Origin of the sequence: Streptomyces sp. yr375, assembly GCF_900110755.1 — a bacterium.
In the GTDB taxonomy this organism is placed as follows: Bacteria; Actinomycetota; Actinomycetes; order Streptomycetales; family Streptomycetaceae; genus Streptomyces.
Genome location: NZ_FOFF01000063.1, coordinates 1 through 24,559 on the forward strand (window position 1 = coordinate 1; position 24,559 = coordinate 24,559).

The 24,559-nt window shown below is 68.4% G+C and carries 19 protein-coding genes; 12 read left to right on the top strand and 7 right to left on the bottom strand.

The features are described from left to right. The 11 genes from BMZ82_RS35915 to BMZ82_RS35965 form a co-directional block, all read left to right on the top strand. Positions 1 to 4,461 (top strand): non-ribosomal peptide synthetase (locus BMZ82_RS35915; RefSeq protein ID WP_093781593.1); only part of this gene is annotated, 4,461 nt, incomplete at its 5' end. 60 nt (positions 4,462 to 4,521) lie between these two features. Beyond that, entirely contained in the window at positions 4,522 to 5,826 is a 1,305-nt protein-coding gene (locus tag BMZ82_RS35920) for a lysine N(6)-hydroxylase/L-ornithine N(5)-oxygenase family protein (RefSeq protein WP_093781594.1), read from the top strand. Next, the gene (locus tag BMZ82_RS35925) at positions 5,823 to 6,038 is read left to right on the top strand and encodes an MbtH family protein (RefSeq protein WP_093781595.1); all 216 of its coding nucleotides are present in this window, start codon (positions 5,823 to 5,825) and stop codon (positions 6,036 to 6,038) included. Before BMZ82_RS35920 ends, BMZ82_RS35925 begins: the two co-directional genes overlap by 4 nt. A gap of 25 nt (positions 6,039 to 6,063) precedes the next feature. After that, on the top strand, positions 6,064 to 7,263 hold the full coding sequence (locus BMZ82_RS35930) for a cytochrome P450 (RefSeq protein WP_093781596.1): 1,200 nt from the start codon (positions 6,064 to 6,066) through the stop codon (positions 7,261 to 7,263). A 167-nt stretch (positions 7,264 to 7,430) separates the two neighbouring features. After that, positions 7,431 to 7,946, top strand: coding sequence for a toxin-antitoxin system HicB family antitoxin (locus BMZ82_RS35935; RefSeq protein WP_093781597.1), 516 nt, complete (start codon positions 7,431 to 7,433; stop codon positions 7,944 to 7,946). 34 nt (positions 7,947 to 7,980) lie between these two features. Beyond that, positions 7,981 to 8,832, top strand: a complete 852-nt coding sequence (locus tag BMZ82_RS35940; RefSeq protein WP_093781598.1) for a DUF4097 family beta strand repeat-containing protein — start codon at positions 7,981 to 7,983, stop codon at positions 8,830 to 8,832. A gap of 236 nt (positions 8,833 to 9,068) precedes the next feature. Further along, entirely contained in the window at positions 9,069 to 9,959 is an 891-nt protein-coding gene (locus BMZ82_RS35945; RefSeq protein ID WP_305729232.1) for an ABC transporter ATP-binding protein, read from the top strand. After that, positions 9,956 to 10,798, top strand: a complete 843-nt coding sequence (locus BMZ82_RS35950) for an ABC transporter permease (protein WP_093781600.1) — start codon at positions 9,956 to 9,958, stop codon at positions 10,796 to 10,798. The genes BMZ82_RS35945 and BMZ82_RS35950 overlap by 4 nt, the downstream gene beginning before the upstream one ends. A 331-nt stretch (positions 10,799 to 11,129) precedes the next feature. Beyond that, positions 11,130 to 12,323, top strand: coding sequence for a cytochrome P450 (locus BMZ82_RS35955; protein WP_093781601.1), 1,194 nt, complete (start codon positions 11,130 to 11,132; stop codon positions 12,321 to 12,323). Between the two features lie 44 nt (positions 12,324 to 12,367). Continuing rightward, entirely contained in the window at positions 12,368 to 13,561 is a 1,194-nt protein-coding gene (locus BMZ82_RS35960) for a cytochrome P450 (protein ID WP_093781602.1), read from the top strand. A 47-nt stretch (positions 13,562 to 13,608) separates the two neighbouring features. Next, positions 13,609 to 14,628, top strand: a complete 1,020-nt coding sequence (locus BMZ82_RS35965; protein ID WP_093781603.1) for a methyltransferase — start codon at positions 13,609 to 13,611, stop codon at positions 14,626 to 14,628. Positions 14,629 to 15,600: 972 nt separating this feature from the next. On the opposite strand, the gene BMZ82_RS42345 is transcribed toward BMZ82_RS35965, so the two are convergent. The 7 genes from BMZ82_RS42345 to BMZ82_RS35990 form a co-directional block, all read right to left on the bottom strand. Continuing rightward, complete coding sequence (locus BMZ82_RS42345; protein ID WP_256252286.1) at positions 15,601 to 15,723, bottom strand: hypothetical protein; 123 nt, start codon at positions 15,721 to 15,723, stop codon at positions 15,601 to 15,603. Between the two features lie 359 nt (positions 15,724 to 16,082). Then, entirely contained in the window at positions 16,083 to 16,268 is a 186-nt protein-coding gene (locus BMZ82_RS42350; protein ID WP_256252287.1) for a hypothetical protein, read from the bottom strand. A gap of 63 nt (positions 16,269 to 16,331) precedes the next feature. Then, positions 16,332 to 16,685 carry a hypothetical protein gene (locus BMZ82_RS42355; RefSeq protein ID WP_256252288.1) on the bottom strand — a complete coding sequence of 118 codons (354 nt, stop codon included), beginning with the start codon at positions 16,683 to 16,685 and terminating at the stop codon, positions 16,332 to 16,334. Positions 16,686 to 16,746: 61 nt separating this feature from the next. Beyond that, positions 16,747 to 17,505 (bottom strand): hypothetical protein, encoded by a 759-nt coding sequence (locus BMZ82_RS35975; protein ID WP_256252289.1) that lies wholly within the window; start codon positions 17,503 to 17,505, stop codon positions 16,747 to 16,749. Between the two features lie 7 nt (positions 17,506 to 17,512). Then, on the bottom strand, positions 17,513 to 22,279 hold the full coding sequence (locus BMZ82_RS35980; protein ID WP_093781604.1) for a putative T7SS-secreted protein: 4,767 nt from the start codon (positions 22,277 to 22,279) through the stop codon (positions 17,513 to 17,515). A gap of 2 nt (positions 22,280 to 22,281) precedes the next feature. Continuing rightward, the gene (locus BMZ82_RS35985) at positions 22,282 to 22,938 is read right to left on the bottom strand and encodes a hypothetical protein (RefSeq protein ID WP_093781605.1); all 657 of its coding nucleotides are present in this window, start codon (positions 22,936 to 22,938) and stop codon (positions 22,282 to 22,284) included. After that, entirely contained in the window at positions 22,931 to 23,263 is a 333-nt protein-coding gene (locus BMZ82_RS35990) for an SseB family protein (protein WP_371271348.1), read from the bottom strand. The genes BMZ82_RS35985 and BMZ82_RS35990 overlap by 8 nt, the downstream gene beginning before the upstream one ends. A 136-nt stretch (positions 23,264 to 23,399) precedes the next feature. Between BMZ82_RS35990 and BMZ82_RS40435 the strand changes: the two genes are divergently transcribed. Then, on the top strand, positions 23,400 to 23,579 hold the full coding sequence (locus tag BMZ82_RS40435) for a hypothetical protein (protein ID WP_143098975.1): 180 nt from the start codon (positions 23,400 to 23,402) through the stop codon (positions 23,577 to 23,579). Positions 23,580 to 24,559: the final 980 nt, after the last annotated feature.

Here is a 24,559-nt window from a genome sequence, read left to right on the forward strand (position 1 = left end):
CGGCTGGAGGGGCACGGCCGCGAGGAGGACGTCGTACCGGGCGCCGATCTGTCTCGTACGGTCGGCTGGTTCACGAGCATGTTCCCCGTACGCCTCGATGTCGGGGGTGCGGATCTCGACGAGGCGTTCGCGGGCGGGCCCGCCGCGGGCACGGTGATCAAGGCGGTCAAGGAGCAGCTGCTCGCCATCCCGGACAAGGGCCTGGGCTATGGGCTGCTGAGGTATCTCAACGACGAGACCGGCGCGGTCCTCGCGCCCCACTCGACCGGCCAGATCGCCTTCAACTACCTCGGCCGCTTCTCCTCCTCCGACATGCCCGAGCACCTCCAGGGCCTCGGCTGGACGGAGGCCGCCGACGCGGCCGGACTCGTCACGGCGTCCGATCCCGGCATGCCCGCCATGGCGACGGTGGACATCAACGCGTTCGTCACCGACTGGGCGCAGGGCCCGGAGCTGGAGGCCCGGTTCGACTTCCCCACCGGCCTGCTCACTCACGAAGAGGTGCAGGAGCTGGCGGACCTGTGGAGCGGCGGACTGGAGGGTCTGGCCCGTCATGTCGCGACGCCGGGAGCGGGCGGGCTGACCCCGTCCGACGTACCGCTGGTGTCGGTGCGCCAGAGCGAGATCGAGGCCTGGGAGAAGCAGTACCCGGGGCTGAGCGACATCTGGCCGCTCACGGATCTGCAGTCCGGACTGCTGTTCGAGTCCCAGCTCGCCGATTCCGGCTGCGACCCCTACCACGTACAGCTCGTGCACCATCTGACCGGCGAGGTGGACCCGGCCCGGCTGCGCGCGGCAGGGCAGGCCCTGCTCGACAGGCACGCCAATCTGCGCACGGCGTTCGTCAGCGATCTGGCCGGCGACCGAGTGCAGCTCCTGCGGGACGGTGTCGAGCTGCCGTGGCATGAGTTCGATCTGCGTGGTCTGGACGAGGAACAGCAGGACGCGGCGTTCCAGCGGCTCCTGGCCGACGACCAGGCCGCCCACTTCGACCCGGCCGCACCGCCGTTGCTGCGCATGTCGCTGGTACTGACCGGCCCGGCGGAGGCCGAACTGGTCTTCACCGCACACCATGTGCTGTTCGACGGATGGTCGCTGCCGCTGCTAACCCAGGACCTGCTGCGCCTCTACGGCTCGGGCGGCGATGCCTCCGTACTGCCGCGGGTGCGTGGGTACCGGGACTTCCTGACCTGGCTTTCGCGGCAGGACCGTGCAGCCTCCGAGCGGGCGTGGGCCGCCGAGCTCGACGGGGTCGACGAACCCACGCTCCTCGCCCCGGACACCCCGGCCGAGGCCGATCAGGGCGGCGCCGGGCACCTGGAGGTCCCGCTGTCCCCGGAGGTCTCCCAGGAACTGTCGCGACGGGCCGCCGAGTTGGGCGTCACCCTGAATACCCTGCTGCAGGGTGCCTGGGCGATGGTGCTCGCCGGTCTGACCGGACAGCGGGACGTGGTGTTCGGCACGACCGTGTCGGGAAGGCCGCCGGCCGTGCCGGACGCGGACTCGATGGTCGGCCTGTTCATCAACACCTTGCCGGTACGCGTCCGGCTGTCCCCCTGGGACACGCTGGGCCGGATGCTCAACACGCTGCAGAGCCGGCAGGCCGCGCTCCTGGACCATCACCACCACGGGCTGGCCGACATCCAGCGCGCGACCGGCCTGCCCGTCCTGTTCGACAGCGTCGTCGTCTTCGAGTCCTTCCCCGTCGACCGCACCGCCATCACGGAGGCGAACACGGCTGCCGGTATCTCCGTCACGCGGGTCAGCGCGGCGAACGGCACCCACTACCCGCTCGGCATCGCGGCCACGGCCGATCCTTATTTGCGGGTGGCCATGCAGTACCAGCGGTCCCTGTTCGACCAGGACACCGCCGAGGGCATCGCCGAACGCTTTGCGCGGATCCTGGGCCATGTCGCGGCGGACCCGGACGTACCGCTCGGGCTGGTCGATGGGCTGCTGCCCGCCGAACGGAACCGGTTGCTGATCGAGGCCAACGACACCGCTGTGCCCGTGTCCGAGGGAACCGTCACGGAACAGTTCGCCCGCCAGGTCACCGCGACACCGGACGCGGTCGCGGTGTTCTTCGAGGACACAGCGCTGACCTACGAGGAGGTCGACACCCGGTCGAACGAGCTGGCCCATGAACTGATCCGGCGCGGTGTGGGGCAGGAGTCGGTGGTGGCGGTGTCGGTCCGGCGATCGCCGGACCTGGTGGTCGCGTTGCTGGCCGTACTGAAGGCCGGCGGCGCGTACCTGCCCGTCGACTCCGCCGTTCCGGCGGACCGGATCGCGCTCATGGTGTCGGACTCCGGGGCCTGCCTCTCCCTCGTGGACGCGACGACCGAGGCAGCTCTGTCCGAACTGCCGGTGCCCGGACTGCGGGTGGACGAGCCGCTGCCACGCGCCGACGGCAGCGCCGTCAAGAGCACCGCTGTTGTCGACAACACCGCCTACGTCATCTACACGTCCGGCTCGACGGGCAGGCCCAAGGGAGTCGCCGTCACGCACCGCGGAATGGCGTCCCTGGTGGCCTCGCACGTGGACAGGCTCGAGATGACCGCGGACAGCCGCATGCTCCAGCTCGTCTCACCGAGCTTCGACGTGTCGCTGTGCGAGGTGTTCACCGCACTGCTGTCAGGAGCGAGCGTGGTGCTGGCCGACGCCGAGCGGCTCGTGCCCGGGAAGCCCTTGGCTGAAACGGTGGACGCGCACCGGGTGACGCACGTGCAGATCACGCCCACGATGCTCGCGGCGATGCCCGTCGCATCGTTCTCCACCGTGACCTGCCTGGTGATCGGCGGCGAGATGGCCCCGCCGGAGCTGGTCGCCGCCTGGTCCTCCGGCCGACGCATGGTGAACGTCTACGGGCCGACGGAGATCACGGTCTGCGCCACCATGAGCATGCCGCTCGTGGGGGACGGCGGTGCCCGCCCGATCGGCCGCCCTATCGCCAACACCCGGGTGTACGTACTCGACGACGCCCTCCGGCCGGTACTGCCCGGGGTAGCCGGAGAGCTGTACATCGCGGGGCCGGGCGTGGCGCGTGCCTACGTCGGCCGGCCGGATCTGACGGCCGGACGGTTCGTGGCTTGCCCGTTCGGCAGGTCCGGCGAGCGGATGTACCGGACTGGTGACGTGGTCGCCTGGACGCCGGACGGGGACCTGGTCTTCCGGGGCCGGACGGACGAGCAGGTGAAGATCCGCGGCTTCCGGATCGAACTCGGCGAGATCGAATCGGCGCTGCGCGCGCTCCCGCAGGTCGAGGAGGCCGTCGTCGTGGTCGACGACCGGCCGGGCGACCGGCGGCTGGCCGGGTACGTGGTGCCGGGTGCGGACGGTGCCGACCCGGCCGAGCTGCGCAGCCGTCTGCACGAACGGCTGCCGAAGCACATGGTGCCGTCCGCGATCATGATCATCGACGAGGTGCCGTTGACCGCCAGCAAGAAACTGGACCGGCGTGCGCTGCCGGCTCCGGACTACGCGGGCACCTCGACCGGCCAGGCACCGCGGACCACGCGGGAAGCCATCCTGTGCGGTCTGTTCGCCGAGGTACTGGGCCTCGACCAGGTGGGTGTCACCGACAGCTTCTTCGCCCTCGGCGGTCACTCTCTGCTGGTCAACCGGCTCATCACCCGCATCCGCGCGGTGCTGGGTGCCGAGATGCCGATACGCGTCGTCTTCCAGTCGCCCACCGTCGCGGAGCTGGCCGCGTATCTGGAATCGGGCAACGGACTGGCCGAGGGCGCGGATCCGTTCGCTCCGGTGCTGACCCTCAAGAGCGACGGGCACAGAGAGCCGCTGTGGTGGATCCACCCCGGTGGCGGACTGAGCTGGCCGTATCTGGGCTTCGCCACCTTGCTCCCCGAGGACCGACCGGTCCACGGCATACAGGCGAAGGGCTTCGACGGGACGGCAGCGCTGCCCGAGTCGATCGAGGCGATGATCGCCGACTACGTGGCAGAGGTGCTGGCCGTCCAGCCCGAGGGCCCGTTCCACCTCATGGGGCTCTCCAGCGGCGGCACGCTCGCGCACGCGATGGCCGCCGAACTCCAGCGGCGCGGGCACGAAGTGGCCCTGCTGGCCCTGCTGGACAGCGTTCCCAGCAGCTACTTGGCCGGCCGGCCGCTGCCCACCGAGACCGAGTTCCGCGACTACTTCGCGGAACACCTGACAAGCCTGGCGGGCGCGGACGACTACGAGTCGTTCGTGGACAACGCGGTGGCGATCGGCGTCAACTACACCGCCCTCTTACCCGAGTTCGCCGTGCCCACCTACCGCGGTGACGCCCTGCTCTTCAACGCGGTGCCGAAACCGGAAGGTTCGTACGCGGATCTGTGGCGTCCGTACATCCTCGGTGCCCTGCACCAGCACGATATCCACAGTGCCCATGAGGACCTGTACCTGCCGGGACCGGCAGCCGAGATCTGCAAGATCATCAGCCAAGAACTCGCCGGGGACTGAGGGGGGCGACCGCGCGGGCGGGGCCAGGTCAGTTCGGCTTTTCACTGAGGGGACACAGCAATGGAATCGCGTGAACCAGAAATCCTCGACGTCGTGGGCGTCGGGTTCGGACCGTCCAACCTGTCGCTCGCCGTGGCCCTGGAAGAGAGCCCGGATCCCGTCACATCCGCGTTCTTCGAACGCCAGCCGTCTCTCGGCTGGCATCGCGGAATGCTGCTGCCGTCGGCAAAGATGCAGGTCTCCTTCCTGAAGGACCTGGCCACGTTCCGCAATCCGGCGTCGAATTTCAGCTTCATCTCCTATCTGCACGACGTGGGGCGGCTCACGAGGTTCGTCAACAACCAGGACTTCTTCCCCACCCGGCGGGAGTTCCACGACTACCTCGAGTGGGCCGAGTCGAAGCTGACGCAGCCGGTCACCTACAACTCGGAGGTGACCGCGATCGGACCGGCACCGGCTGCCGGACCGGGGGCCGCCGACCGCGTACGGGTCACGGTGCGCGACGCGGCCGGCGACTCGCGTCAGGTCGACGCGCGGAACGTCGTCATCTCCACCGGGCTGGTCCCCAGGATGCCTGTCGGTCTGGAACCCGACGAATTCGTCTGGCACAGCTCACAGTTCCTGCACAACTTCCGTCGGCGGAACAGCGGTGAGCTGAAACGGGTGGCGGTCGTCGGAGGCGGCCAGAGTGCCGCCGAGATCGTCAGGTTCCTCTACGACAGCCTGCCGGACGCCAAGGTGTCCGCGATCGTCCCGTCCTACGGCTACTCCATCGCCGACGACACCCCGTTCGCGAACCAGGTGTTCGACCCCGGTGCCGTGGACAGCTACTACCACGGCTCGCAAAGGTCCAAGGACGCCGTATGGCACTACCACAAGAACACGAATTACTCGGTGGTCGACGACGAGGTGATCCGGGGCCTGTACGAGCGGGCCTACGAGGAGGATTTCAGCAAGGGTGACCGGCTGGAGTTCCTCAACCTGGCCCGGGTGGTCGACGTCAAGCGAGTCGGCAGCGAAACCCGCATCACTGTGCACTCGCTGGTCAGCGAGGAGTCCTACGACCTGGACGTCGACGTCCTGGTCTGCGCCACCGGCTACGACCCGATGGACCCGGCCGAGATCCTCGGCGAGCTCGACGCCTACTGCGTCCACGACACCCAGGGCCGGCACCGCGTCTGCCGCGACTACCGGCTGGTCACGACCCCGGAACTCGACTGCGGGATCTATCTGCAGGGCGGGACGGAGCACACGCACGGGCTCGCGTCGTCGCTCCTCTCGAACATAGCCGTCCGCAGCGGCGAGATCGCGCACTCGATCGCTGCCCGGCGATCCGGCGCCCATGAGAAAGGAATCAACGAATGAGCACCAACCCGTTCGACGACGACAACGGCCGGTTCCACGTGCTGGTGAACGACGAGGACCAGCATTCGCTGTGGCCGTCCTTCGCCCCGGTGCCGGACGGCTGGCGGATTGCCTTCGGCGAGAGCAGCCGGAAGGAATGCCTCGCATACGTGGAGGCGAACTGGGTCGACATGCGGCCGAGGAGCCTGCGTGAGGCCATGGCCGGGGACTGACAGAACGCGTTGAAGGAGAATTCCCATGACAACTCCGGCCGAGCGATGGGGTATCCACCCCGAGCACTTCTGGCTGTACGGGCGCCGACCGGAGCAGCCGGTTGAGTTCGACGAGAAGATGAACGCGTGGAACGTCTACGGCTATCCCGAGGCGATCGACGTCCTCGGTGACCCGGGGACGTTCTCGTCCCACATGGCCCGTCTGCTCCCCATGGGCGCAGACGAGTCGTTCACGGAAGGCGATCTGCTGCAGACGGATCCGCCGGACCACCGTGAGCTGCGCAAGCTGGTGAGCCACGCCTTCACCCCGAAGGTCGTGGCCGACCTCGAACCGCGGATCACCGCTCTCACCCACGAGTTGCTCGACGCGGTGGCCGACCAGGACGAGTTCGACCTGATGAGCAGTCTGGCGTACCCGCTCCCCGTGACCGTGGTGACCGAGCTGCTGACCATTCCGAGCAGCGACCGCCATCTGTTCGAGCGGTGGATGACGGAGATGGTCCACAGCCTCGGTGATGTGTCGATGGAGGACGATGCCGAGGACCAGGAGCGCATCTTCGAGGCCAGCATGGCGCCGATGCGCAAGATGCTCGAGTACCTTCGCGAGCACACGGCTGAGTGCCGGCGGCGGCCGCAGGACGATCTGCTGGGCAGGCTCATCCAGGCGGATCTCAACGGCGGGCGGCTGACCGACAACCACATCATCAACTTCGCGAAGATGCTGCTGATCGCGGGGTACCTGACGACCACGATGCTGATCGGCAACACGGTTCTGTGCCTGGACAGTTATCCCGACCAGGCCGCGCGCGTCCGGGAGGACCGCTCGCTCGTGCCGGGTCTGCTCGAGGAGTCGATGCGGTTTCTGAGCCCGGTGGCGGCCACGTACCGGGCCACCACCAGGGAGGTGGAGATCGCCGGGCAGCGGCTCTCGGCCGACCAGATGGTCATGGTCTGGTACGGGGCGGCGAACCGTGACGTCCGCCAGTTCGCCGAACCGGACGTGTTCGACATGACGCGTGGGCCCAACCCGCACCTCGGGTTCGGCAGGGGCATCCACTTCTGCCTCGGCGGTCCGCTGGCCAGGATGGAGGGGAGGGTTGCGCTCAACCTTCTCTTCGACCGGTTCCCGGAGCTGCTCACCGACCCGGACAAGCCGCCGACGTTCATGCCGGGCTTCGACACGACCGGCGTCAGCACACTCCCGCTGCGGACCTCGTCGTCGTAGTCACGGTCGGTCGGGCCGAGCCGGTCAGAAGCGGCCAGGGTGACGCCATCGTGGCGCAGCCTGGTTGCCATCGAAAATGAGGCAGATGCTGCGCAGATTGTCTGCCCCTGGCTGTCCGTGGCGGCAATCGCTTGTGTGTGGCGCCACTTGTGTGCCACTATGGCGTTATGAATTTGACGCCATACGTCGACCACCTCCGTCGCGAGTTCCTGCTCGCGGCGGAGGCCATCGGCGAGGAGAGCCTCGGGGTGGCGGAGCGCCTTGTGCCCCCGCTGGACGCGTCCGTCCGGCTCACCCTGCTGGACGCCCTGTCGACCGCCGCGGACGAGATCTCCCGTGATCTCGCGCCCGGGGCGGTCGACCTTCGTCTGCGTGGCGTGGAACCGACCTTCGTGATGACGCCGCCGACATCCGGCCTCGGTATCGAGGACTTTTTGACCGGCGACCCATCCTCCGGAAACGGCATCGTGATCCCGACGGCTGAGGAGGAGGGCGCCCCGGCGCGTATCAACTTCCGCCTGCCCGAGCACCTCAAGGCGCGGATCGAAGAAGCCGCCGGCCGGGAAGGGATCTCGGTCAATGCCTGGCTCGTCCGGGCCGTCACCGCGACCCTCAACCGCGCCGGCCGCTCCGAGCGGCGAGCGCCACCGGGGGACCAGTACAACGTCGGCTGGGTGCGGTAGCGCACACGCAAGCGGCTCACCACGGAAGGCTGACATGCCCACTTTCGACACCCCCGAACCGATCTCCGCCAGGATCGAGATCTCCACGGGCGATATCGCCATCACGGCGAGCCGACGGACCGACACGGTCGTCGACGTCCGCCCGACGGACAGCTCCAATGCCGCCGACGTCAAGGCCGCGGAAGGGGCGAAGATCGACTACGCGCAGGGCAAGTTGCAGATCAAGGCGTCGGCGCAGATGCTCCTCTGGCCCGGCATGTCGCGCCGCGCCGGCTCCGTCGACGTCGTGATCGAGCTGCCCGAGGGGTCCCATGTGCGCGGCAGTTCGTCCTGGGTGACGCTGCGCGGCGAAGGCCGCCTCGGCGAGTGCCGGTTCGAGGCCGCGCAGAGTGACATCCGCCTGCAGGAGACCGGACCGCTCCGGCTCACCACGTCCCGGGGCGAGATCCATGTGACCCGGGTCGTCGGCAACGCCAAGGTCGTCAACGGCTCCGGAGGCGTCCGCGTCGAAGAGATCGACGGAGCGGCTCTGATCGGCAACGACCAGGGTGAGGCCAGAATCGGCGACGTCACCGGAAACCTGCGCCTGACCGGGATGAACGGCGACTTCCATGTCGAGCGGGCGCACGGAAGCGTCGAGGCCAAGACCGCCCATGGCAGCATCCGGATCGGCGAGGTCATCCGCGGCTCGGTCGTGGTGACGGCCTCGTCCGCCGAGATCGAGATCGGCATCAAGGAAGGCACCGCGGCGAAGCTGGACGTGAGCACGCTGTCCGGCGCGGTCCGCAACTCCCTGAAGGTCGTCGACGGCCCCGCGAAGTCCGACGAGATCGTCGAAGTGCGCGTCCGCACCTACAGCGGCGACATCGTCATCCGCCGCTCCTGACGATTCCGCGAACGCGGCAGCGGACGGCTCACCGGCCACTGCCGCAACGAGACAGGGCCCCGGCGGACGCATGACCAACATCCCGCCGGCGGCCCCGGCGGCCCGGGGACCGACATCCCCCGCGGTTCCCGGGCCGCTACCCGAACCAGGCCCCCACCCGGAGAGACACGCGTGAAGATGAGGGATCAATTATGACAACGCGCGAGAGGGTCGTGCTGGATGTCGATGGCTTGCGCATGCGCTACGGCACGACCGAGGTCCTGAAGGACGTGAATCTCCGGGTGCACCACGGTGAGGTGGTGTGCCTGCTCGGACCGAACGGGGCGGGCAAGACCACCACGCTCGAGATCCTCGAGGGGTTCCGTATGCGGTCGGCCGGCCGGGTCGAGGTGCTGGGCACCGATCCGGCGCACGGCGACGAGCACTGGCGGGCCCGGGTCGGTGTGGTGCTCCAGTCGTGGCGGGACCACGGCAGATGGCGGGTGCGCGAGCTGCTGGCGCATCTCGGCATGTACTACGCCCGCTACTCCACCGAGGAGATCAAGCGGCCGTGGGACCCGGACGAGCTCGTCGCCGCAGTCGGGCTGACCGCGCAGGCGGACAAGAAGGTCCGGATGCTCTCCGGCGGTCAGCGCCGCAGGCTGGACGTCGCGGTCGGCATCGTGGGCCGTCCCGAACTGCTCTTCCTCGACGAGCCCACCGCCGGCCTCGACCCCGTGGCCCGGCGCGAGTTCCACGACCTCGTCGACCGTCTCGCCGATGAGCAGGACACAACGATCGTGCTGACCACCCACGATCTGCACGAGGCCCAGAAGCTCGCCGACCGCATCATGATCCTCAACGGCGGGCAGATCATCGCCGACGGTACGGTTCAGGAGCTCGCCGAGCGGATCGTCGGCGAGGACACCGTGCGCTGGTCCCGTGACGGCCGCGACTTCGTGCGCTCGACCGGCGAATCCACCAAGTTCGCCTTCGAGTTGTTCCGGCAGTACGGCGAGGACATCACGGACCTCGAAGTCCGGAAGGCGACGCTCGAGGACACCTATCTCTCACTGGTAGGACAGCCGGCCGGTGAACACGCAGCAGACACAGACGCCGTGAGTGAGCCAGGGGACGTGACCCGATGAACGAGACAGCACTGCGAGCGGGCTGGTCCCGCGGCCTGATCGAACTGCGCCAGTCGTTCACCAACGGTGGGGACCTGTTCAACCACTTCTTCTGGCCCGTGCTGATGCTGATCGTGACGTTCTTCCTGCGGGACGTGTCCTTCGGCAGCACCGGATTCGAACTCGGCACCCTGGTGCTGCCCGGCATCCTCGGTATGAACGCCGCGATGGCCATGGTGTCCATGAGTCAGCTGCTCACCGCAGAGCGGGAGGACGGGACCCTGCTGCGCGCCAAGGCGACGCCGAACGGGATGCCGGCCTATCTGATCGGCAAGATCATCTCGGTGGCGGGCGGCGTCATCGTCGACCTTGCGATCTTCCTCGTACCCGGCCTGTTCATCATTCCCGGACTCACGATCGGTAGCCTGAGTTCCTGGCTCACACTGGTCTGGGTGCTGGTTCTGGGCCTGGTGGCCACCCTGCCGATCGGCGCGGTGCTGGGATCGGTGTTCAGCAGTGCCCGCAGCCAGGGGCTGCTCACGCTTCCGATCCTCGCGATGATCGGAACCTCCGGGATCTTCTACCCGGTTACCTCCATGCCGGAATGGGTGCAATGGATCGCCCAGGTCTTCCCGATCTACTGGCTCGGACTCGGCATGCGTTCGGCATTGCTGCCCGACAGTGCGGTCACCGTCGAGATCGCCGATTCCTGGCGCCATCTGGAGACCGTCGGCGTGCTGGGAGCCTGGGCCGCCATCGGTCTCGTCCTCGCGCCCATCGTGCTGCGCCGCATGGCCCGGCGTGAGTCCGGGTCGACCATGGCCGAGCGCCGGGAGAAGGCCCTGCAGCGGGTCGGCTGACCCATTCCACGTCCTGTGCGGCGCGATGGCGCGACAGTGGAATTTCCCTGTGATAAAGGCAAGTTGCGCCTCCGGGAGCAAACACGCGCACACCCTGAACCGTGTCCCGTCGCCAGGACAGGAAAGAGCCGTGGAGAACTCAAGTGAACCTTGACACCGGCCAGGAAGCGCTTGAACACTGGAGCAGCATGCTGAATTCGGCGCCCATCCTCACGCCCCGACCGCTCGTAGCGCTCTCGGTCGCATTCGGCCTATAGGCACCGCATGCAGCGCAAGGGCCAGCTGCAGGAGTGGCTCGGCATTCATGACTCTTTCACGGAAGGACACACCTGTGACCCCGCCCGTCGACCAGTGGGAGTTCCATCCCGGCCATTTCTGGCTGCGTGGAAAGCGGCCGGAAAAAATTGTTGACTATGACGAAGAGTTGCAGCTGTGGAATGTTTACGGTTATCCCGAGTCGGCTGCGATACTCGGCAACCCCAAGACCTTTTCCAGCGACACCATGCGGCTGGACCCCATCAAGCTCGACGAGTCGATAGTCGAGGGCGACTTCAGTCACACGGACCCGCCGAAGCACCGCAAGCTGCGCGGACTTGTCGATCACGCGTTCACCCCGGGTCTCGTGGCCAAGCTCGAGTCCCAGGTGCACGGGATCGTCCACGAACTGCTCGATGACATCGAGGGGAAGAGCCAGTTCGATCTGGTGGCGGAGTTCGCGGCGCCGCTGCCGCTGATCATGATCTCCGATCTGCTGGGCGTCCCGGCGAGTGACCGGGCCCTGTTCCGGCAGTGGATGGACAAGATGCTCGACGGCTCCGAGAAGTTCGAGTCGCCCGAGACCGTCCTGGAGCAGGAGCAGGAGCTCGAGAAGGAGCTGGAGCTGCTCTGGGAGATGCGCGATTACTGGCACGAGCGGGCCGCCGAGAGCAGGAAGCGTCCCCGTGAGGATCTGATCAGCCAGCTCGTGCACGCGGAGGTGGACGGTGAGCGGCTGAATGACAGTCAGATCTCAAACATCGCCAACCGGCTGCTGGTCAACGGTCACCTCACCACGGCCATGCTGATTGCCAACACCGTGCTGTGCATGGACGCCTTCCCCGATCAGGGGGCGCGTGTGCGGGCGGACCGTTCGCTGGTGCCGCCGCTGCTCGAGGAATCCATGCGGTACATGAGCCCGATCTGCGGTGTCGGCCGGGCGACCAACACCGATGTGGAAGTGGCCGGACAGGTCATCCCCAAGGACCAGTTGCTCATCGTGTGGACCGGAGCGGCCAACCGCGACGAGCGGCAATTCGAGAACCCGGACATGTTCGACGCGGGGCGATCCCCCAACGCGCACCTCGGTCTGGGGCGCGGCATCCATTTCTGCGTGGGCCGGCAGTTGGCCCGAATGGAAAGCAAGGCGGCAGTGGAAATCCTGCTGGACCGCTTGCCCACTCTGCGGACCGACCCGGCGAACCCGCCGTCGTTCCTGCAGGTGGTGGATGCCAGCGGCGTGGCCACACTCCCCGTCGTCACCCAGTAGGTCGTCACGCAGCAATCCGTAGGACTTCAATAAGGAGAAACGTGATGACGACTGTCGTCGACCGGTGGAACATTCACCCCGACCATCTCTGGCTGCGCGGACAACGGCCCCCGTCTCCAGTGGAGTTCGACGAGGCCCAGGGCGTGTGGAACGTCTACGGATATCCCGAGGCGCTGGAAATACTCAACAACCACGGGACGTTCACGTCCAACCTGGCGCATCTCCTTCCCGTCTCTGTCGACGCCCCGCTACTCGAGGGCGACATGTCGCAGATGGACCCGCCCATCCACCGCAAGTACCGGCAACTCGTCAGCCGGGCGTTCACCCCCAAGCTCGTCGCTGCCATGGAATCGCGGATCGCCACGATCACTGGCGAACTGCTCGACGCGGTGGACGGCAAGCCCGAGATCGAGATCGCCGCCGATCTCGCATACCCGCTGCCGGTCATCGTCATCGCCGAGCTGCTCGGCGTCCCGGCCAGTGACCGCGATCTGTTCAAGAAGTGGGCAGACGACATCATCGAGGGCTTCAGCGGGTTCTCGTTCCTCGACGACAGCGAGCAGGGCGAGAAGGACGTTCGCGATGCCACGGACCGACTGCGGCCGCTGCTGGACTACATGGCCGGGCATGTCACCGAGCGCCGGCGCAACCCTCGCGAGGACCTGCTCACGCATCTGGCCTCGGCCGAGGTCGACGGTGAACGCCTCACCGACAACGAGATCGTGAACGTCGCGAACATTCTGCTCGTAACGGGCCACATCACCACCACCATGCTGCTCGGCAACACGGCACTGTGCCTGGACGCCTACCCGGAGGTGGCCGCGAAGGTCCGTGCGGACAGGTCACTGGTGCCGGGCGCCATCGAGGAGGCGCTGCGGCTGCTGTCCCCGTCGGCGGCGCTCGCCCGGGGAACCAGCGCAGATGTGGAGATCGCCGGGCAGCTCATTCCCAAGGATCAGATCGTCATGCTCTGGCTGGGTGCGGGGAACCGTGATCCCCGCCAGTTCGACGACCCCGAGACGTACAACCCCGCGCGGGATCCCAACCCGCACTTCGGCTTCGGCCGCGGTATCCACTTCTGCATCGGAGCCGGGCTGGCCCGGCTCGAGGGCCGTATCGCGCTGAACGCCCTGTTCGACCGCTTCCCGGTGCTCAAGGCCGACCCGGCCACCCCGCCCACGTTCTTCCCGACTCCCGACATGATCGGGGTCAACACGCTCACTCTGCGCACCTCTTGAGAGGAAAAGGCTTGTCCGCCAACGGAGGGGAAGCGGAATCCGCCCCCATGGAACAGTCGCTGACCCAGATGACGCTCGGCTACGTGCCCGCGCAAGTGCTCTACGCCGCCGCGGAACTGGGCGTCGCCGACGTGCTCGGAGACGGTCCGCGTGCCTACCAGAGCGTCGCCAAGGAGACGGGCACGGACCCGGCAGCCCTGCGCAGACTGCTCAGGGCACTCGCCGGACTGGGCGTGGTCACCCAGCACGACACCGAGCGCTTCTCCCTCACGGAGCTCGGCAACCGGCTGAGGGCCGACGTGCCGGTCTCCGAGCGGGACGACATCGTGATCTCCGCCGCCCCGGAGCTGTGGCGGGCCTGGGGCGAGCTGTCGGCTGTCGTGCGGAGCGGAGAGCCCGCCCGGGATCCCGGCACCGGCCTGACGGCCCACGAGGCGATGCTGCGGCACCCGGAACTGTCGGCGAAGCTGCGCGCGGGCATGGCGCAGGCGGCCCGTGAGTTCGCGTCCGGGGTCGTCGGCGCATACGACTTCTCGCAGTTCCGCACGGTCGCCGACTTCGGTGGTGACGAGGGCACCTTGATCGCGGCGGTCCTCGGCGCGGTGCCGGACCTGCGGGGGGTGTTCTACGACCAGCCGGACGCACTGGAGCGGGCGACAGCCGTACTGGGCGCGGCGGGCGTCGCGGACCGGTGCGAGGTCGTGGTCGGCGACCTCACGAAGCCGGTAGCGGCCGGAGCCGACGCCTTCGTCCTGAACAACGTCGTCCGCGACTGGGGCGACGAGAAGGCGACCGCGCTGCTGCGCAACTGCCGTGCGGGAATGACCCCGACAAGCCGGCTGCTCCTGGTGGAGACGCTCATGCCACCGGTCCTGACTCCGGACGAGTCCGCCGCGTACGGGCTCACGGACCTCAACAACCTGGTCTTCACCGGCGGGCGGGAGCGCACCCGGGACGAGTACGCTGACCTGCTCGACGCGGCAGGCTTCGCCCTCTCGGCGACCGTGGCCGTGCCGGTCCCCACGGGCATGCCGGACTATCACGTGATCGAAGGCACCCCCACCTGACGACCGTCACACACCCGAGGCAGAGCCGCCGCCAGCCGCCGGCTCTGCCTCCGTGTGTAGGGGACAGGCCTTCTGCTGATGTTTTCAGCACGAGTTGGCACGGTTCAGGCGCACGTGTCGCCTCTGGGGCGAATCCTCGGGCAACCGCAGTTTGTGTGGGCCCGACAAGGCATCCTGGTTGTCCTGCTGGTTCTCTGAATAGCTGCGCTTGTGCGCTCGGGCGGTCTCTCTGGCGGCTCTGCAGCAGCTCCACCGGTGGACAGCCGGTGGACAGACGCCTTTGGACCGTGCATCACGTGGTAGCACGGGGCAACCAGTCGCACGTGCTCTGATCAGGCAGAACGTCACTGGACAGCACGATGAGGCACCACGCAACATGATGGCTCATGGTCTCGTAATGCGTAGGTCTCGGGTTCGAATCCCGAAGGCGGCTCCCAGGTGAACCCCAGGTCAGGCCTTTGACCTGGGGTTTCTTGTTTCGGGCGACCTTGGAATCTCGGCAAATCGGGCACCGTCCGTCTTTGCATCGTAATGCGTAGGTCGGAGGTTCGGGTTCTGTGACGAGATCGACGATCCAACGCTCTGACCTGGTCATTTACTTGCTCGCAGAGGGTGGATCATGCTTGCGCGAAGAGCCTCGGTGGACAACCGATGGACAAGTGTGCGTGACTCTCCATCAGGGGACTCTTGGTGCCCTGGGTCGATGGGTGAAATCGACTGGTCTCCGATGGGACGGTAGGAGTCGTCGGGGCTGTCCGCTGCGGACAGATCTCACGTCCGGCTCAGGCCCTGGCGATGACGGGCCGTGAGCGCACGCAGTAGCCGATCGGGGGCAAGAACCTCGAAGGAGCGGCTGCGTCGGTGCATGCGGGAGCGTCGTCCCAGTTCAGGGCGAGACCAGCTCTTCAGGCTCTGGCGCCCAAGTCGTGCGGTCCGTCATTGTGCGGGGCGACGAGCGGCAGGCGGGCATCATCACTGCGTACTCAGCCCCCGGCTCTCCTTGTCGAGCAGAAGGTCGTCGTCCGACCACAGCCACTGCTCGTTTCCGAAGGGACCGGGCAACTGCCGCGAATCCGGCCCGGTCCGTGATGTCACCGACCAGCACCTCGGAGATGTTGGGAGCGAGGCGTGTGGGGGAAGCCCGGGCGGAGTGTCCGTCAGCTGGGCGCCAAGGGTTTTCAGGAGTAGGTTCCCGTGCGCGTACGGCACGGGAACCGGGTAGCGTCGTGTCGCCCGGCCGGGTCGTTGCCCTGGGCGGGGCAGGCCGGTGGTTCACGGCTTCTGCCCGGTCGGCCGGTCGGCGTAGTTCTCGACCAGGTCACTGATGAGCGAGAGCAGGGCGTCGACGCGGTGCCGGTCCTCGCGCTGGTCGCGCAGGGCTTGGGCCATTGCCCGGAGCCGGTCCAGGGCGGCTGGAGCCCGGTCCCGTACCTCGTCGAGCAGCGGCGTGGTGATCAGGTCCAGGCATTCGGTGAGCAGGAGCCGGGTGGCCTGCGCGGGGGAGTCAGGGCGGGGGCGGCGAATCCGGTGGTCAGGTACCGCGCGGGGTCGCTGAGGCTCCAGCCCACGACGGTGCCGTGCTGGACGAGGAGCGCCACGTCTGAGGCGATGCCGATGCGGGCCTCCAGCGGCTCGTCCAAGACGTCGAGGTCGCGTAGGCAGGTGAGCACGGTGTCTGCGGGGGGCGCGGCAGAGCTCCGTGGTCACTTCCAGGCGGAAGTCCTGGGCGCCTCGTCCGCGAGAAGGCCGCCCGGGCGGCCGGGGGGTGTGGCGGGAAGGCGGGCAGAGTCTGCGTCTGCGGCATCGGCGGCCTCACCGGCGATCTGAAACTCGGCGCCGACCAGTTCCCGGCCCGCCTGATCGAACCGGAGCTCGTCAGGCGTGTCCCACAGCCACGGCTGACTGCCAAAGGTGTCCAGAAGGAACTGCCCGCGTTCCTCGACGTTTGCGAACCTGGCGATGCGCAGACTGAAGTCCCGAAAATCGAAACGTGGGCTGATGCGCAGCGGATCGCCCGTCACCGTCGCGGTCCAGTTGTCGGCGATGGTGATTCTCATGGTGCATGCGACCTCATCCCCAGCGCCTTCACAGCACGGAAACGCCCAGTGTCGACCTCGGTCACCAGTTTCCGTAGTCCTCGACCATGGTGGCGATGAGGTCGAGCAGGGCGTCGGCCCGGTGCCGGTCCTGTTGTTGGTTACGCAGGGCTTCGTCGGCGGCCCGAAGGCGGGCCAGGGCGGCCGGTTCTCCGTCCACCAGGTCGTCGACCACCGGCGTGGTGATCAGGTCCAGGCACTCGTTGAGCAGCCGACGCGTGGTGTCGGACGGCGGGGCGGGATCCGGGGCGGCGAACCCAGTCGTCAGGTACCGGACCGGGTCGGTCAGATTCCAGCCGACGACAGTTCCGTGCTGGACGAGGAGCGCCACGTCTGGGGCGATGCCGATACAGGCCTCCAGCGGCTCGTCGAGGACGTCGAGGTCGCGCAGACAGGTCAACACGGCGTCCCCGGGAGCGCGGCACAGCACCGTGCACATCTCATGCCGGAAGTCCCGCACCTCGTCGGCGCGGAGCCCGCCCTGGCGTAGTGCGGGCATGACGGGAACGCGAACGGACGTCTCGTGGTACGCGGAGACGTACGGCATCCGGAGTTCGGCCCCGACCAGCTTCCGGCTGTCCGGGGCGAACCGGAGGGTGTCAGGGGCGTCCCACAGCCACTCCTTGCTGCCGAAGGTGGCCACAAGGAAGCGCTCACGTTCCTTCACGTTCGCATAGTCCGCGACGTACACGGAGTTGCCCGCGAAGCGGGGGGTGACGTGCAGCGGATCGTCCGTCACTGTTGCGCGCCAGTCGCCGTCGAAGGACAGTTTCATGGTCATTCCCGCCTCATCTGATCTGCACTGCTGGGGCCAGATAGCCGCCCTTGGCAGGAATCCTGCCCTCCACGATGTCCTCGTGGGTCACCGGTGCACCGGGGTCCGTGGGTTTGCCGCCGAGTGCCTCAACCCCGGAATCGCCCTTGATGCCCGACGGTCCGTACGCCGTGATGGCCTGGCCCTGCGTGTTCCCGGGCCCATCAGTCACGACGATGTCCTCGCCCTGCCGGAACGTGAGTCTTCCGGACGTGCCCGTCGACTGGTACACCGCGTCCGGGTTCTTCAGGATGTCCAGAACCCGTTCGTCGCTCATACCGTGCATCGTGTCCCCGTGGTAGTCGTGGCGCTTCTTGAACCCGCCGTCCTGTGCTCTCTCGACGATTCCGTCCACGATCTTGTCGAGCCGTTTCTTGGCCTTCTCCTCCTTCGTGTAATTGGGCATGAGGCCCAGCGGGTCACACCCGCTGTGCGGGTTGTCCACGTACGCGACGGGGTTCGGGGCAGGAGCGAGGCCCAGGGGGTCGGGGGAGGTGTAGCGGCCGGTCTCCGGGTCGTAGTGGCGAAAGTAGTTGTAGTGGAGGCCGGTCTCGGGGTCGTAGTACTGGCCGGGGAAACGGAGTGGGGTGTAGGCGCTGCTGTCCCGGGACCAGGCGGTGGTGCCCCAGAGCGTGGTCCGGGTGCGCCACGCGATGTCGCCGGTCTCGTCGATGAGTTCGGTGGGGGTGCCGACGAGGTCGGTGGCGATGGCGAAGAACCGGCGGTCGATCTCCTCCTGGCGGTCGTCGGCCGTGAGGATGCGCTCGGTCTGGGCCAGGGGGACGACGTCCCGGTGGTCCCAGGTGAGGGCGACCGTGTTCGGGGCGTCCGGCTGGTGGCTGGTCTGTTCGCACAGGGTGAGGCCGTCCCAGGTGAAGCGGATCTCCTCCGCCACGCTCTCGCCGTCGGCCGTCAGGCGCTGTTTCGCGCTGCGGCGGCCCAGGGGGTCGTAGCGGTACCTCCATCGTGTCCCGTCGGGGGTGGTGACGGACGTGAGGCGGTTCTCCGTGTCCCACTCGTAGCGCCAGGTGTCGGGCTTGCGGGAGAGACGGGTCTTCTGCCGCAGGACGACCCGGCCGAGTGCGTCGTGTTCGAAGCGGATGTCTCCGGCCCGGGTGATGGTGGTGCCGGTGTAGGAGCGCGGTCCGGTGGCCTCGTGGCCCGGGTGGCGGGACGGCCAGGATGCCGAGGTCTGGTTGCCGGCGTCGTCGTAGGCGTACGTCTCCGTCCAGTCCTGGGCGTGGACGGCGGTGACGCGGCCCGCGCGGTCGAGGTCGAAGGTGCGGGTGCCCGACAGCCGGTCGGCGAGGGAGATCAGGTGACCGTCGGCGCGGTAGGTGTAGGCGCGGCTGTTGACGGCGCGTGTTCCGGCGGTGATGTGCTGTCCGGCGAGCCGTCCGGCCTCGTCCCAGGCGGAGGTCATGGTGATCGCGTCGCCGAAGACGCGGGTGAGCTCGCGGCCGGCGGCGTCGTGGGCGAAGTCGACCCGCCGGCCGCCCGTGGTCAGCCGTGAGGGGAGTCCGTCGGCGCCGTAGGCGTAGGAGGTGACGTGACCGGTAGGTGTGGTGCGTTTCGTGCGGCGGCCCAGGGCGTCGTAGGAGTAGGAGACGGGACGGCCGTCCACCAGCTCGGTCTTGACCTTCCCACGGCGGTCGTACTGGTAGCGGAGTTCGCCGCCCGGCCCGGCGGCCTCCAGCAGGTGTCCGGCCCGGTCGTAGCCGTAGGTCGTCACGCGGCCGTCCACGTCCTTGCGGACCACCTGGCCGAGCTGGTCACGCTCGAACGAGATGGTCCCGCCGAGCGCGTCGACGCGGGCGGCGAGCCGGCCCGCGGCGTCCACCCGGTAGCTGAGGGTGCGGCCGTCGAAGTCGGTCTCGGAGAGGACGTTGCCGGCGGCGTCGTACTCGTACGTCCAGGTCAGCCCTTGCGGGTTGGTGACGCGGGTGAGGCGCAGCTCGGCGTCGTGCTCGAACTCGTAGCGGGCGCCGTCGGGGCGGGTGCGGGCGGCCGGCAGGTCGAAGTGGGTGTACTCGAAGCGGGTGGCGCCGCCGGACGCGTCGGTGTGGGTGAGCAGGTTGCCCTCGCCGTCGTAGCCCCACGATTCCGTGGTTCCGTCGGGGCCGGTGCGGTGGGCGAGCTGCCCGTCGGCGTGCCACTGAAGGCGGGTGACGCCGCCCACCGGATCGGTGACGCGGACCGGCCTGCCGAGAGCGTCCCGCTCGGTGCGGGTCGTGGAGCCGGCCTGGTCGGTCACCTCCATGGGCAGCCCCGCCGCGTCGCACGCCACGTGTGTCGTGGCCCCGAGGGCGTCGGTGACCGAGGCGAGCCGGCCTGCGTGGTCGTAGGTGTAGCGGGTGGTGGAGCCGGCCTGGTCGGTGGCCGCAGTGCGGTTGCCGCGTTCGTCGTACTCGTGGACCATGCGGGCGCCGTCCGGCCCGACGACCTCCACCGGCAGGCCGAACGGGCCGCGTACGGTGTGCAGTTCGCTTCCGTCGGGGCGGGTGGCGGAGACGAGCCGGTCGTCCTCGTCGTAGGAGAAGGCGGTGGTGAGGCCCAGGGGGTCGGTGCGGGTGCGGAGGTTGCCGCGTGGGTCGTAGGTGAATCGGGTGGTGTGGCCGAGGGGGTCGGTGACGGCCAGGAGACGGCAGCCGGGGCCGAACAGGTGGCGCGTCGTGTGCCCGTCGGCGGTGGTGAGCGTGGTGGTGCGGTGGCCCGTCTCGGGGGCAGGTTCGGTGTAGGCGAGGGTGATCTGGACGTGGCCGGCCTCGCCACCCTCGGAGACGACGCGGTCGTGGTCGTCGTAGACGTAGTCGTAGCGGCTTGCGTTGGAGTCGATCCAGGCGATGACGCGGCGGCGGTCGTCGTAGACGAAGGTGGTGGTGGCGCCGGACGGCTTGGTGACCGTGGTGAGGTCGCCGTCCTGGTAGCCGTAGCTCATCAGGGGCAGGTCCGCGCCTCCTTCGCCCGCGCCGGCCAGGGACAGGGCGGTGACCAGGCCGTCGGCGAGGGACAGCTTCACCTGATGGCCCGCCGAGTGGACCAGGGCCTGCGGCAGGCCGTCCTCGGCGCGGTCGACGGTGATGGTGTGGCCGTTGCGTTCGGTGATGCCCGACAGCCAGGCCGTGCCGTCTCCGCCCGGTTCGCTGCCGGAGGGGGCGGTGAAGCGGAAGGTCAGGCCGCTGTCGGGGGCGGTGAGCGTGTAGTCGCCGTCGGCGTCGCGGGCCAGCAGGGTGCGGGCCCTGCCCGTTTCCGGCGTGGTGGGCGCGCCGGGGACCGGGTGCGGGTACGGGATCAGGAGTCCGTCGGCGGTGACGTGGACGACCCCGATGGCGTCGATCTGCAGACGCTCGTCGACGGTGGAGGTCCAGGCGGGTCCCAGGAAGCGGCCGACCGCGCAGCCGGACTCGGTGCGGCGGGTGAAGACCAGCGGCAGGATGCCGGGGAGTTCGACGTCGGTCTGGGGCAGGTACATCCGGCCCGTGGCCAGGTCCACCGGGTCGGTGCCGTCGGCGGGGCGCTCGCCGTCCGGCCGGCTGTGGGTGCCGTCCGGGGCGTCGTCGAGCAGCCGGCGCGCTTTTGCGAGGTCGGACGCCTCCTCGGCGATGCGTACGCCCTTCACCGCGGCGCCGCCCCCGCCGGTGGCCACGGTCAGCGCGATGTCGGGCAGCAGCCGGCCGAACCCCTCCGACGGGTCCTTCATGAAGTCGCCGACCATCTGCTTGCCGGTGCCCACCGGGTCGTTGGCGGCCACCACCAGCCCCGCGGCCAGGCTGTTGAGGGACATGGCGTACTCGGCCGGGTGGGTGAGGTTGTACGGGTCCATGGGGTTGACCGAGCGGACGAAGTTCAGGATGCCGGCCGTGCCCTTGATGAGGCCGCCGCCGACGTGGTCACCCATGATCTGCAGTTCCTGCACCCCGTCGCTCAACTGGTCGGCGTACGACGGCTTCTCCGGGGCCATGTCGCGGGCGGCGCGGACCGCCGTGCGCGCTGTCTCCGCTGCCGTGTTCCGCTGCGTGCGGGCATCGGCGAGGATGTTCTGGGCCTCTTGCATCAGCTTGGTGCCGGGGTCCTCGAACGTCGCCGCCGGCTTGGATGGCAGTGCGGAAGGATCGCGTTTGTCGGCGGGCTGGGCGTTGTAGCGGTCGACGGCGCTGTTGTAGTCGTCGACTTTCTTGCGGTGGGCGTCGGCGGCGTCCTCGGAGGCTTTGGTGCCTTCCTTCCACTTGTCGATCGCCGTCTGCGCCTGCCCTTGCGCCCAGGTGACGGTGTCGGCGAACGCCTCCAGCGCGGCGGCCGCGTTCTCGCAGGCGTCCGCCCCGGTGAACCACTTGGGCGGCTGGGTGCCCACGGCTGTCCGCAGCGCCTCGGCCGTCTCGCCCTTGAGCCGGGAGGAGTCCAGGCCCTTCAGGCCCACGCCGGCGTTGTCGAACGCCGTTTGGAACGCCCGCAGTTTCGTGGCGGTGGCGTCGAGCTTGCCCGGGCTGCCGTAGATCAGCTTGGTCTTGTCCTCGGTCTGCCCGAGGTCCATCTCGTCGACCTCGGCGCCCATCCGGTTGGCGACCGAACGGGACTGCTCGCGCACCCAGTCCGCGCCCGACTCCCAGCCGACGTCATCCAGCCGGTCGGCGGTCCAATTGCCCGCGTCCTCGACCCGGTTGCCGACCCACTCGACGCCGCCCTCGACCGCGTCCTCGACCGAGTCGGGCGTGATGTCACTGATGAAGTCGCCGATGCCCATGGTCAGTTCCCCCCGGAGTCACCCTGCTGCTGGGCCTGCTGGGCGCGCTCCTCCGGCGACGGGCCGAAGGTCTCGTCCAGCGCCTGGTTCCACTGGTCGTCGGAGATACCGAGCGCGTCGTTGAGTATCTGCGACCGCTGGCCGCCCTGGCCCTCGGTGAGGACCGTGCGGCCTGTGTCCTTCCACGTCTGCTCGATGTCCTGACCGGCCTCGTCGAACGACTCGGCGCTCCAGTCGGGGTTCAGGTAGTCCGGCGTGAAGACGTCGCCCCAGTCCTGCCGGGCGATCTCCTCCTCGGTGGCGTGCGGATTGCCGCCCATCAGGGAGTTGACGCCCACCTTCAGTGAGCCCGCCACGTACTGGTCGTGCTCCCACTGGGTGCCCGCCGCCAGGCCCAGGAGGTTCGCGAGCGCGCTGGCGTCGCTCACCAGGGCCCGCACACCCCACTCCCAGCGCTCGCTGAAGTCCTCGAAGTCGACCGAGAGGCCGTGGTGCCCGGCCTCCATCCCTGTCATGGACAGCCCCGAGAAGCCCTTTCCCATCACCGACCCGGTGGCGCCGCCGAGTTCACCGAGCTCGTCGATGGTCGCGCCCACGCCCTGGGTGAATTTGGCGACGGCTTCCCTGCCGAACTGAAGGTCCTTTCCTTCATCACCCATGACCGTGTCCCTCCCTCGCACCGGCGTCGACGGCGACCGCCTCCGGAACGACACCGACGACCGGCGGGAAGAACATCGACCCGTCCTCGGTGGCGATGTCCACGGCGAGACCGGCGGGCTCGTCCAGGGACGGCACGACCTCGTCGACGATGCGCGCGCCCAGCAGCGCCGCGTAGTCCATGGGCTGATCACCGGATCCGTGATGCAGGGCGAACCGGGCCAGCGCGGCCTCGTCGGTGAACCCGCAGATCCACCGCACCCCGCCCGACCACGCCGACCACAGACCTCCGGCGGCCACCGGCACCAGAAGGACCGAACGCCGCATCTCACCGACCAGCGCCCGAGGGTCACCGACTCCCCTTCTCCGCTCGGCAATTCGCTCGGCGAGCGCTGTACTTGTCTGCTCCACGGGCCCTCCCCGTCGTGGGTGACTGATGGCACCGTAGATCAAGACGTGCGGCATGACAGGGTCGGTTCTCGTGAAGGTCGATGTCGCCGAAGCCCGGCTCGCCTACGTCGCCGTCACCCGCGCCCGGCACCGACTCGACATCGGCGGCCTGGGCTGGATCAACCAGCACCCCGACGGCAACCCCGGCGGAACACATCCGCGCCAGGGCCGGGCAGGTAGCGGCTGGGGTTGAGGTGCTACCAGGCAGGCATCCGTGGAGGAACCCACTGGCGGATGGCTTGTAGAGGTCCGACAGTGACCTCGGCTCGTCTCTCCGGCCGGTCGGCAGCACCGCTGGCAGCCCAGCGGCGGTCTCGCTGGTGGGCCGGTGACAGGCCCACCGGTGGACAGCCCGTGGGCAGACGCCTTTGGACGGTGCAGCACGATGCCACACGGGTCAACCTGTTGCACCTGCTCCGATCAGGAAAAACGCCACCACGTAGCACGATGAGGCTCCACGCAACACGATCGCTCATGGTCTCGTAATGCGTAGGTCTCGGGTTCGAATCCCGAAGGCGGCTCCATGGTGAACCCCAGGTCAAGCCTTTGACCTGGGGTTTCTTGTTTCGGATGACCTTGAAATCGACCCAAGTTGCGCCTCTGGGGTCTGTGCATCGTAATGCGTGGGTCGGGGGTTTGGTTTCCGTGACCGTGTAGACGGCTTGAGCCTCTGAGCTGGGCTTTTGCTCATTTAGGAGGGGCGGGTCAGGCATACGCGGTCGGTTTCGGTGGACAACCGGTGGACAGGCGTGCGTGACGTTCCATCAGGGGGCTGTCGCTGGCCCGGGACCGACGGGTGAAGTGCGATCGTCTTCGATGGGGCGATCGCGAGCGGTGGGACTGTCCGATGCCGATAGGTCTCACGTCCAGCTCGGGTCCTGGAGTTGATCAAGCTGTGAACCCACTCAGTAGCCGATCGGGGCACAGGGTCAGGATCGGCTGGTGGGCCGCACTGCTGCCTGTTGTTCCCTTGTGGCACAGCGTTCCTGGCGAGTACGCGTTCAGCATGGACCGGCGCGGAACCAGCGCAGCATGGGTGGGTACTTCCGCCTCAGGCCTCCAGCTTCCACAGGAAATGCCACTACAAGCCGGACGGCGCTCTCCTGTAGGGGTGCGGCGGCCCTGACGGCGCTGGCCGGAGGTCGTGCGTCGTCGAGAGGCATGCAGCTGACG